Annotated in this window: 6 protein-coding genes; all 6 read left to right on the top strand. The window is 39.8% G+C overall.

The genetic code is table 11. The annotated features are described in order from the left end of the window. The first annotated feature begins 48 nt into the window (after positions 1 to 48). The 6 genes from DWX23_RS12360 to DWX23_RS12335 all read left to right on the top strand — a co-directional run bounded on the left by DWX23_RS12360 (position 49) and on the right by DWX23_RS12335 (position 12130). Positions 49 to 1464, top strand: a complete 1416-nt coding sequence (locus DWX23_RS12360) for a sialate O-acetylesterase (protein WP_122374716.1) — start codon at positions 49 to 51, stop codon at positions 1462 to 1464. 38 nt (positions 1465 to 1502) lie between these two features. Then, the gene (locus DWX23_RS12355) at positions 1503 to 2354 is read left to right on the top strand and encodes an SGNH/GDSL hydrolase family protein (protein WP_122374715.1); all 852 of its coding nucleotides are present in this window, start codon (positions 1503 to 1505) and stop codon (positions 2352 to 2354) included. A gap of 216 nt (positions 2355 to 2570) precedes the next feature. After that, positions 2571 to 3515: a FecR family protein gene (locus tag DWX23_RS12350; RefSeq protein WP_122374714.1), complete on the top strand. Its 945-nt coding sequence runs from the start codon at positions 2571 to 2573 to the stop codon at positions 3513 to 3515. 202 nt (positions 3516 to 3717) lie between these two features. Next, positions 3718 to 7035 carry a TonB-dependent receptor gene (locus tag DWX23_RS12345; protein ID WP_233587594.1) on the top strand — a complete coding sequence of 1106 codons (3318 nt, stop codon included), beginning with the start codon at positions 3718 to 3720 and terminating at the stop codon, positions 7033 to 7035. 11 nt (positions 7036 to 7046) lie between these two features. Further along, on the top strand, positions 7047 to 8678 hold the full coding sequence (locus DWX23_RS12340) for a RagB/SusD family nutrient uptake outer membrane protein (RefSeq protein WP_229800935.1): 1632 nt from the start codon (positions 7047 to 7049) through the stop codon (positions 8676 to 8678). A gap of 167 nt (positions 8679 to 8845) precedes the next feature. Then, entirely contained in the window at positions 8846 to 12130 is a 3285-nt protein-coding gene (locus tag DWX23_RS12335; RefSeq protein WP_122374712.1) for a glycosyl hydrolase, read from the top strand. Positions 12131 to 12189 lie beyond the last annotated feature (59 nt).

Raw genomic sequence — 12189 nt, 5'->3', positions numbered from 1 at the left:
TTTCTTATGATTACCTTTACAATGAATACAAAATTAATAAGATAAATCATGAAAAGAATCATTAATCTGAGTCTTGGACTTCTGCTCTTTGCAGTGCTCTCCATTTGGCAGATCAAAGCCGATGTCAGACTTGCTACCATTTTCAGTGACAACATGGTGCTGCAACAACAGTCGGAAGTTGCTGTGTGGGGTTGGGCCAGGCCAAACACGAACATAAGTGTAAGCGGTTCCTGGAACAAGAAAAGCTATTCTGCCAAAAGCGATGCAACAGGTTACTGGAAAATTAAAATACAGACGCCTGCAGCAAGTTATACACCTTACACTCTTACCGTCAGCGATGGTAAAGCTGTTGGCCTCAAAAATATCCTAATCGGAGAAGTATGGCTCTGTTCAGGGCAGTCGAACATGGAAATGCCTATGAAAGGATACAATAATCAGCCGGTTGAAGGCGGTCCGGATGCTATAGCCTATTCACAGAATAAAGGGATACGTTGCTTCACAGTAAAGCAAGTCTCGACAACGATTCCTCAGGACGATTGCGAAGGCACATGGGATATTGCAGGACCGGAAACAACACCCAATTTCACCGCTACCGGCTATTTTTTCGGCAGATTGCTCAATAACGCATTGGATGTTCCGGTTGGACTTATCCATTGTAGTTGGGGAGGTTCCCGCATTGAAGCATGGATGACACCATTATCATTAAAAGATATTCCGGGAAAAGAGATACCTCAAACAGAAGCAGATATAAAAATCCCGAGCCAAGATCCAACCGTTCTTTATAACGGAATGCTCTACCCACTGATCGGATTTGGTATGCGTGGCGCTATCTGGTATCAGGGCGAGTCTAATCGTGAAGAACCGATTATTTACGTAAAAAAATTCGAGCGTATGGTCCATGAATGGCGTAATTTGTGGGGGTTAGGTGAATTTCCTTTTTATTATTGCCAGATAGCTCCTTACAATTACGGAGATAGGATCAATTCTGCTTATATCCGTGAAGCGCAAGCCAAAGGGATGGAGATCACAAACACAGGAATGGCTGTTCTTATGGATGCAGATAGTCCTGACTGCATCCATCCGCCCAAGAAAAAAGAGGCAGGCGAACGCTTAGCTTTATGGGCATTAGCGAATACATATGGAATGAAAAAAATACATTATCGTAGCCCTGAGGTCAAGTCTTTTGAAACGGAAGGGAGAGTGGCTGTGATTACTTTCGACTATACGGGTATCAACGGACTGACATCGTATGGCAAGGAGATAAAAAATTTCATGATTGCAGGAGCTAATAAACATTTCTATCCGGCAAAGGCTGCTTTGACAAGCGATAAAGTTTATCTCTTTTCTCCTTATGTATCTCAACCAATAGCCGTACGTTATTGTTTCGATGATACTTCTGCAACTGAAATATTCACGGTAGAAGGGAACTTACCTCTCTCTTCATTCCGTACAGATAACTGGTAAACAAACTGAAAGTATAAAATACACCTATTATTAATACCATGAACACAAAATATTCTGCAATTCTACTATCCGGCCTGATCTTATCAACCGATGTAAGTCCTTGTATCGCCGCTATACATTCACATCAAAAAGAACCTGTAGCAACGGAAGTCATACAAACCCAATGGAAGGGTAAAAAGGTCGCTTTCCTGGGCGATTCCATTACAGATAAATCGCATGTAGGGACAACAAAAAATTACTGGCAATATCTGGAAGAGATGCTGGGTTTGGAGGCACTGGTCTATGGTATCAATGGACATCATTGGATAGGTGTGCTGGAACAGGCGAAAAAACTGAAAGAAGAAAAAGGGAATCAGGTAGATGCGATAATCATTTTTGCGGGAACTAATGATTATAATGAAGGAATACCTTTGGGAGATTGGTTTCGCACGGAAAAGACCAGTGTAGAAGTGTCTGGTCCTTCCCGGGAAATACGCCTTAAACGCATCCCACAGACAGATGATACAAATTTCAGGGGACGTATAAACAATGTTATGGCGTATCTGAAAGAGAATTTCCCCACACAGCAGATCATTTTGCTGACCCCGATTCATCGTGCACAGGCTTATTTTGGAGAAGATAACATTCAGCCGGAAGAAGCCTTTCCTAATAAATCAGGATTATATGTAGACTCCTATGTCAATGTCATCAAAGAAGCATCCAACGTATGGGCAGTACCAGTCATCGACTTAAACAGTATTAGTGGACTTTATCCGATGCGTGATGCACAGACTCCTTATTTCCATAACGAAAAAACCGACCGGCTCCACCCGAATGCAGCAGGCCATTACCGGATGGCTAAAGCTTTAGCTTATCAGTTATTGGCATATCCTGCCGATTTCAAGTACTAAAGTATATTGTTGTGTCTACATAACAATTCATATAGCATTTCCAACATTATATTTGATTATCAATCGATCAGAAAACAATGATTTGACTGCCTGCTGACATTTGTAGGAGAAAAAAACAGTAAAACAGAAAAATATCTCATTTTCCTACTAGGGATTTTCAAACTTGTGTTGTCTCTTCTATACAAGACAAAATAGAACACATTAGTAGACCTATAAATGGATAAAGAGATATTACAAAGATACGTAGAAGGAAATGTCACCCCGGAAGAAATCATAGCCGTCGTTGACTGGTTAGATGCAGACGAAAATAACGTCCGGGAGTTTATGGCATTACATAAACTGAACGACATCTCCCTACTGAATCAACCGGATAAGCAGGTCGATATCCAAAAGGTAAAAAGAACTATCTCTTTCCAAAAGATAGGTTATGAACTGGCCAAAATAGCAGCAATACTGATCATATTCTGGGGAGGTACAAAATTATTCGAAACAAACAACATTACCGAAGAAAGTATTGCGACGTACCAAACACTATACATACCTGCCGGACAACGTGCCGAATTGATTTTGCCGGATAGTACACGAGTCTGGCTCAATGCCCATAGTAAACTTGTATACCCTGTCAGTTTCGGTAAAGGGACCCGCCAGGTAGAATTAAATGGAGAAGCCTATTTTGATGTTATCCATAATGAGAAACAACCTTTTATTGTGAAAACTCAGCAAATGGATATACAGGTGTTAGGTACAGAATTTAATGTGGCCTCCTATTCCAACTCTTCTGATTTTGAGGTATCTTTATTAAGAGGAAGTATAGAGCTATCTTCACCCAACCTCCCATCCAACTACAGGATGAAGGAGAAAGAACACGTCCAGTTAAAAGACAACAAGTTAATTATCGATCAAATAGCCGATTATGATTATTTCAGATGGAAGGAAGGACTCATCTGTTTCAATAACGAATCAGTTGCAACAATCATTGAGAAGCTTAAACTATACTACGATATTGACATCAAAATTTATAATAAGAGGATCCTAAACAGTCGATATTCCGGTAAATTCAGGACCAAAGATGGTATAGAGCAAGTATTGAAAGTATTGCAGATAGAACATAAGTTCAGCTATACCAAAAATAGTGATTTGAATCTAATAACTATAAAATAAATATGCCTATGAGATAAAAATGAGATGTAAAAATTAACCGGATCATGCTCCAACATAACCCGGTTATCACAGTCAGTACTCTGACACAACAGCAAATTGATTTTAGTACTAACTTTCTAGATTTTTCAAAGTTATGAAAAAAAAACCTATAGGGAAGAAGTATGCCCTATTATTATCGAATTTTAAACACATATTCAGACTTATGAAGTTAACCTTTTTATTATTTCTGTTATGTATTTCAAGTGTTTGGGCAAATAATGCCAATTCTCAGACGACTAAAGTAAATATCCAGGCCGAAAATGCACACATGAAGGATATTATCAGTCAGATCGAGTCACAAACAGATTATCTATTTGTTTACAATTATGAGAATGTAGATCTATCACAAAAAGTTTCCTTGAAGGCTTCGGACATCTCCGTTGCAGAAGTGCTGAAAATTCTTTTTAAGAACTCAGATGTAGTATATGCAGTAGAAGGCAACAATATCCTGCTAATGAAGAATGCTGCAGAAATGAAAAAGCAACAAAATGGTAAAAAGATCTCCGGTAAAGTAACCGATTCGAACGGAGAAGCCATCATTGGAGCAAATGTTGTAGAAAAAGGGACAACAAATGGTACCATAACAGGTATAGATGGTAGTTATACGCTAAATGTTTCTCCTTCTTCTACATTGCAGATATCTTTTATCGGTTATCTTACACAAGAGGTTTCCGTGCAAAATAAGACTTCATTAAATGTAACCATGAAAGAAGACTTACAGGCATTGGATGAAGTTGTAGTCGTAGGATACGGAACTCAGAAAAAGGAAGTGGTTACAGGAGCGATAACATCTTTAAAATCTGAAGATATTTCACTCAGTCCAACAGCAAATATGGCTTCCGGATTAGCAGGACGCCTTTCTGGTGTTATCATTAACACACGAAACGGAGAACCCGGAGCTGACGAATCTACCATACGTATCAGAGGCCAGAACTCATTAGTATCAAATGACCCGCTCTATGTTATTGACGGTGTCGTTCGTTCCGAAGAAGGAGGTATATTCAGCCGGTTCGATCCGGAAGATATCGAATCGATCACAGTATTGAAGGATGCTTCAGCAGCAATATATGGTTCTCGTGCCGCAAATGGAGTTATATTGATTACCACCAAACGTGGCAAAGTGGGAAAACCGACCATTTCACTCTCTTATAATCATTCATTTACACAACCTACCCGGACTGTAAAAATGGCAAACTCCGCTTCATATGCAAGAGCACAGAATCTGGCAAATGAAATCAGAGGAATCAGTCCTCGCTGGACAGAAGATGAGATACAAAAATTTGCCGATGGGTCAGACCCATTACATTATCCTAACACAAACTGGTATGATGTAGTACAGAAAAACTGGTCAGGTCAGGACAAAGCAAATATACAACTTACCGGAGGTATGGATAATTTAACTTATCTTGTTTCCGCAGGTTTCCTGGATCAAGGTTCTCCTTATAGAGAAAGTTCTATGAAGAATCGCATGTACAATGTCCGGTCAAACATAGATGCAAAAATAAACGATTACATTAAACTTACTTTTGACTTGTTCGGCAAAAACACAGACCGGACTTTACCGTATAATGGTCAGGCCAGCGGTAACGGGATGTACAGTTGGGTTGGTTTAAGTGCTCCTACAGCCCATGCATACTGGCCTGGAACAGATTATCCGACAAATCAAGGATGGGGTAATTATAATCCATTGGTTATCTCTACAGGAGATGCCGGTACTACTGCTTCCAAAACATGGGTGTTTAACGGACAATCCACCATCGACATATCGATACCCTGGGTGAAAGGTCTATCGGTAAAAGGAAGTATAGCCTATGACTATTTTGGTCAGAACTATAAACAATTCGAAGATGTATATTATGTATATAGTTACGATGAAAGTACTAATACTTACGAAAAATTAAAGGGTCATACTTCTGCCCCTCAGTTATTTATTGAGGAAAAACGGACTGAGTATATCAACGGAAATGTACGTGTCAATTATTTGAATACATTTGCTGATGTACATACAGTCGATGCCTTTGTCGGTTTCGAACAAAATCAAACCAAAAGCACGGCATTAGATGGTAAACGCACAAATTTTCCTACAGGTACGTTAGAAGAACTGAATGCTGGAGATGCCAATACACAGACAAATCACAGTAGTTCTTCAAAAACAGCCAGAAGAAACTATTTCGGACGTGTATTATATGACTATGACCATAAATACATGCTACAATTCCAGTTCAGATATGACGGTTCCCACAACTTCCCTTCCGGAAAACGGTTTGGATTCTTCCCTGGGATTTCAGGAGGTTGGACAATATCCAGAGAAAATTTCATGAAGGATATTACCTGGTTAAACAATTTAAAGCTACGTAGTTCATGGGGTAAAATGGGTAATGATTATCTCAAAGATTCATTCCAATACCTGACGATGTATACATTAGCAGACGGCTCAGTTTTTAACGGAACACAATATTCAGGAATTTCTCAGGCAAATGTGCCTAACCCCAATATTACCTGGGAAAAAGCCGAAACATACGATATCGGATTGGAAACTGGATTTTTGAATAACCGTCTGACATTTGACTTTGACTGGTTCAAAACAAACAGAAAAGATATCCTGACAAAGCGTAATGCATCAATTCCGGCATTTACAGGTTTGAACCTACCTGATGAAAATATCGGAGAGACCGAAAATAAAGGAGTTGAAATGATGCTTGGTTTCAGGGATGATCCCACCAAAGATTTTTCTTATTCTGTATCTGGCAACCTGACTTATGCCCGGAATAAAGTAATTTTCAAGGATGAAACGCCCATGGCGGAAATATACCAGAAAGAAGAAGGAAAACCTATTGGTGCAGCATTAAGATACGAAGCGATCGGAATATACAGCGAAGCTGATATTGCCAATCCGGATGTTCCCAAAAGACCCGGAACAGTAGCCGGAGACATCAAGATACGGGATGTCAACGGAGACGGTGAAATCAATTCACTCGACCAGGTTCGTCAGGATATGACCAATATTCCTGATATCACTTACGGTCTTAACATAAATCTCAGTTGGAAACAATTTGACCTGACGTTAGGATTCCAGGGACAGGCACGGGCAGTCTTTTACCTTCGTGAAGACTGGGTGAATCCGGCTACATCAAACGGTGGTGCAAATATACTACAGTGGTGGACGGAAGATACGATGACACCGGATAATCCGAACGGAACAAAACCACGGTTAGGTACGGCATATGGTATAGGTGGAACAACTTTCACTCAGATCAGCGCTAATTTCTTCAAACTCAAAAATGCAGAAATAGGATATAGAATACCTAAAGATATTATATCCAAAGTCGGTTTGTCAAGAGCTCGGGTATATGTGAGCGGAACGAACTTATTCTCTATCGACCATACCAGCAAATTCGGTATAGATCCGGAAGTTGCCAATGGAGGATGGGACTTGAATCCGATGCGATTAATAAATCTAGGTGTAAACGTTTCATTTTAAAAATACACATGATGAAAAAGATAATATATTTAGTAAGCATAACATGGATCATGTTATTATCTTCTTGCAGTGATGTGCTTGATATAACGCCAACAGACAGATATCCTGACCCGGCAGTCTGGCAGGATGAGAACCTATTGAAAATGTTTGTAAATGAACAATATAGTGGCATTTGTACGAAAGATAATTATTATAAAATAATGTATTTTGGAGATGATATTTTCTCCAAATACAATGAAGGAGGCTGTGATCTTATCCGGGAAAATATATTGACAGCCGATAATGTAGGTTCATTAAATAATATACTACATGTATGGGATAATTCGTATAAATTCATCCATAATATTAATGTGTTCTTTAATAACATAGGGGAATCATCAATTGATGATTCAGTAAAAAAAGAACTTATTGCCGAGATGAAATTCATACGTGCCTATATTTATGCCAAACTGATCTGGGCATATGGTGGTGTTCCTATTATAGAGGAAGCATTTGACATCAATAGTGACTGGTCACAGGTAGAAAGAAACACATGGGATGAATGTGTTACCTATATAGTTAAGAATCTGGATGAAGTGATAGCTGACCTTCCTGACAGACCTTCAGAAAGAAACAGAGCCAGTGGAAATGCTGCGCGCGCACTTAAATCACGAGTATTACTCTATGATGCAAGTATATTGAATAATCCGAGCAATGATAAGCAGAAATGGCAGAGAGCAGCTGATGCTGCTGCAGCTCTTTTTGACAAAGGATATACGCTGGCAGCAGACTATCAGAAAATGTTCCTGGATGTAAACTGCAGTGAATTTATATTCGCAAAAGAATTCAGTGAGACCTATTACTGTCAGTTGACCTTTTATATTGGTACTGCGGGTAATAGTGGACTCGCATTGGCAGTTCCTTCTTTGAATATAGTGGATGCTTACGAAACAATAGACGGTGAAGTACCGGTTACCGATAGCGAGTTGGGAACAATCAATCCTAAATCGATGTACGACCCATCCAATCCTTATGTGAACAGAGACCCTCGTTTCTATGCATCGATCTATTATAATGGTGCTGATTTTATGGATCGTAAAATAGAAACTTATAAAGGAGGTTATGATGTAACAAATCAGGATGCCACCATGACTGGCTACTATATAAGAAAATTCATAGAGGAAGATAAAGGCATTTCACAAACCCAACATTATACAGGTCCTTTCCCGTTATTCCGGTTATCTGAAATGTATCTCAATTATGCAGAAGCTCAATATCATTTGGGAAATGAAGATCTTGCACGTGAATACATTAATAAGGTAAGAGGTCGTGAAGGAGTAAAAATGCCTCCTGTAACAGCCACTGGAGAGGAATTGCTGAATAAAATATACCACGAGCGTATGATCGAACTTGCGTTTGAAGGACATCGTTATTTTGACGTACGTCGTTGGAAGATTGCTGAAAAAACAGAAACTACTCATATTATGGGTCAAGAGATCATAAAGAATAATGATGGAACATTAACTTATAATCGCCATAAATTGACTCAGGATTCCCGGAAAAATGAATGGAAAGATGCATTTTATCGCTTACCCATTGCTTTTTCTGAAATTCAAAGAAGTAATAATAGCCTGGAACAAAACTCCGGTTATGAGATAAAATAGTTTCAGTTTTAACTCTGAAAAATATGTTTAATCTAAGGACTGTAGTATTCTAATACAGTCCTTAGAACTTTATAAGCGTCCCGAACATGTGAAAAATGTTAATCTCTATATCCCCATAAGGAAAACTAATGTAATGCTTTATAAAAACAGTTTATCAAAATAGAACGATGAGTAAAAAAATAATATCTGTAATTATTGCTATCCTATTCTTTACCAGCCTAATATCGGAAACCGTTCATGCGGTAAAAAAATCAGATACAGAAATCGATAACTTTCTGAATCCACCCAAAGAAAACCGCCCGTGGGTGTTTATGTGGTGGTATGATAATGTAGATAAACCTGCTATAACAGAGCATTTGGAAGAACTTAGTAAAAAGGGAATAGGTGGAGTTCTTGTGTTTTATCATGGCGGAATGCCCAACGTCCCTTTTTTAGGTGAGGCCTGGCTTGAGCTATATCGCCATACCGTACGGGAATGTGCCCGCCTGGGCCTGGAATGTGGGGCTAATGTAAGTAGCGGCTGGCCTTCCGGTGGTCCCTGGATTGACCAGAAAAATGGGGCAAAACGTGTAGCCTCTAGTGAAACAATCCTTGAAGGACCATCTCAGTTTTCAGGGAAATTAAATACTCCAACCGGAATTACGGGATTATACAAAGACGATGCTGTTTGGGCTTATCCAGTCCATGATTCCATTTCATTTAAGCCTTCTATTTCAGTTAGCAGTAATGCCAAAGATATCAACAATATGTTGGACGGCGATTACAATACCGCCTGGAATCCGGAAAATGAGACGGAAGAGCCATGGATTCTTTTTGATTTTAAATCTCCCCAAAAGGTTGATTTTGTTTATCTTGAGCGAGAGGGGACAACAATACTCGAGTCTTCGGAAGATGGGAAAACATATCAACCAGTCGATACACTTCATTCGATTGGTGATGTCTATCAAAATGTTTTTCAACCCGTTCCCGAGCGTACAGCCCGTTTTTTCCGGCTTGTCCTGAAAAAGGGGAGAGGCGAATCTGTCCGTATGGTATCTCTCGGAACTAAAAGCGACGTTCATCAGGTAGCTTTAATGAATGCCAAACGCGGCCTGATGAATCCATTAACCCCCATTGGCACATCAAAACTAGAAGTAGAACAAGCTTTCCCTTTAACTCCATTACAAGCTTCTTCTAAAAACTCACCTCTTCGCATAGAAGACGCTATTGACTTGACCAATAAAATATCACCGGACGGAAGTTTAAACTGGAAAGTCCCGGAAGGAAAATGGAAAATCATTAGAGTAGGAACCGCTTTTGTTGAAATCCCGGCAGGCGGAGGTTTATTGCCCGACTATTTATCAGTAGAATCCACAGACTTTGATTTTGATCACAGCAGCGGAGTATTGATCCGCGAAGCAGAAAAACAAGAGGGAACAACTTTTAAATATTTACATGAGGATAATGTTGAAATTCATGGTATTTATTCATGGACAGAGAATATGTTGGAAGAATTCCGTAATCGACGGGGTTATGACCCAAAACCTTATCTTGCAGCTATGGCCGGCGAAATAGTTGAAAATACGGATATTACAGAACGTTTTTTGAATGATGTACGTCGAACAATTGCTGATTGCGTCGCTGACGGACACTATAAAATATGGGCAGACCGTGCCCATGAAAAAGGGGTACAGGTTCGTGCAGAAGCCGGAGGACAACATCTTCCAAGATTAATGATGAATGACGGTTTGAAAAATCTGGGAAGAATGGATGTTCCGGTCGGAGAATTCTGGTATGGCGGTCAATGGAGTGAAAACCAATGGATCCCGGCAGTGCATCACAGTGGATCACTTTCGGAAGAATGGTATGAAGGACGTCAGAACGTCAATACTAAACAGGCAGCCAGTGCCTCTCATTTATATGGAAAAGAAAAGACGGCTTCGGAGGCATTTACCAGTTTTACTCATTGGGTCAGTTCGCCTGCCACTCTATTGCCACGAGCCAATGTCGCTTTTTGTGAAGGCATCAACGACATAACCTTCCATGGTTCTGCTACATCCGGTCCTGCCAATGGTATGCCGGGAACTGTATTTGCAGCCGGAGTTCATTTTAATAACCGGATTACATGGTGGAACCGGGCAAAATCATTTACAGATTATCTGGCACGCTGCCAATACATGCTTCGACGCGGACATTTTGTCGCAGATGTACTTTATTATGAAGGAGATCTCGTACCTTGTTTCGTATCTCCGAAGAATATAGATCCTGACCGTGGTTTTGGATATGATTATGATGTATGTAATACAGAAATTATCATGAGCCGCTTATCCGTTCGGGATGGCCGGATTTACCTGCCTGACGGAATGAATTATCAAGTACTTGTTCTTCCTGAATCCGGGATTGTCCCGATTGAAGTCGCTCGTAAAATACTCGAATTAGTACAGGAAGGAGCGACCGTCATAGGTCCGCGATTCACAAAAACCCCCGGATTAAAAAACTTCCCTGAAAGTGAGAAAACGCTTCGTGAAATTACTGAAAAGCTATGGGGCAAAACAGAAGGTCCGGTGGATCGTACCGTTGGCAAAGGACGTGTCATCAGCGGACTCAAAATTGCAGAAGTATTGAAGAAAAAAGCGATTGAAAGGGATTTCTCATACATGAATGAGAATGAAATTGCAAGTTATGGAACGACTCCGGTAAAAATAGATTTTATCCATCGCAAAGAAGGAGAAACGGATATATATTTTATTATCAACCGTAGGAATACCACCGAAAATATAGATGCCAAATTTCGTATAACAGGAAAATTACCGGAATTCTGGAATCCGGTAGATGGTTCTTCCTGCTCAGCAAAAGCTTTTTCAATCAGTGGTTCCAGAACAACTATACCTATGGAACTAGCTCCATACCAGGGCATTTTTGTTGTTTTCCGGAAACCGACATCTGATACCCGGCTGGATGGAAATAATTATACAAATTATGAAGTACTTAAAACACTTGACAGTTCCTGGAGCCTTCATTTTGACCCGAAATTGGGTGGACCCGAAAAACCTATAATTTATAAGTCACTACAGGATCTGACAACAAGTTCTGTTCCCGAAATCAAGTATTATTCCGGCGCTGTAGTTTACCGCAAAGAATTCGATCTTGACAAAATTTCAAAGGAAAAGCTTTTCCTTGATCTTGGCACAGTCCACGATCTGGCTACCATTCGCCTGAATGGGAATGATCTTGGAACAGTGTGGTGTGCTCCATGGAGACTTGATATTTCTGAATATTGCAAAACTAAAGGAAATGTTCTTGAAATAGAAGTAACCAACACTTGGTGGAACCGACTGGTTTATGATGCTTCATTGCCTGAAAAAGAAAGAATTACCAAAACAAATATTGGTTTCTCTCCAACTTCCGGACTGATGCCTTCCGGTCTTATAGGACCTGTAACAATAAAAAAAGAGGACACTTCAAAACCATAGATCCCGATTACAAAATTTCTACTATATGGAAATAACGTATTCGAGATATATCTACCAAT

The sequence above is a fragment of the Parabacteroides sp. AF18-52 genome (assembly GCF_003479145.1).
Classification (GTDB): domain Bacteria; phylum Bacteroidota; class Bacteroidia; order Bacteroidales; family Tannerellaceae; genus Parabacteroides; species Parabacteroides faecis.
This window is presented reverse-complemented; position numbering and strand designations above follow the sequence as displayed.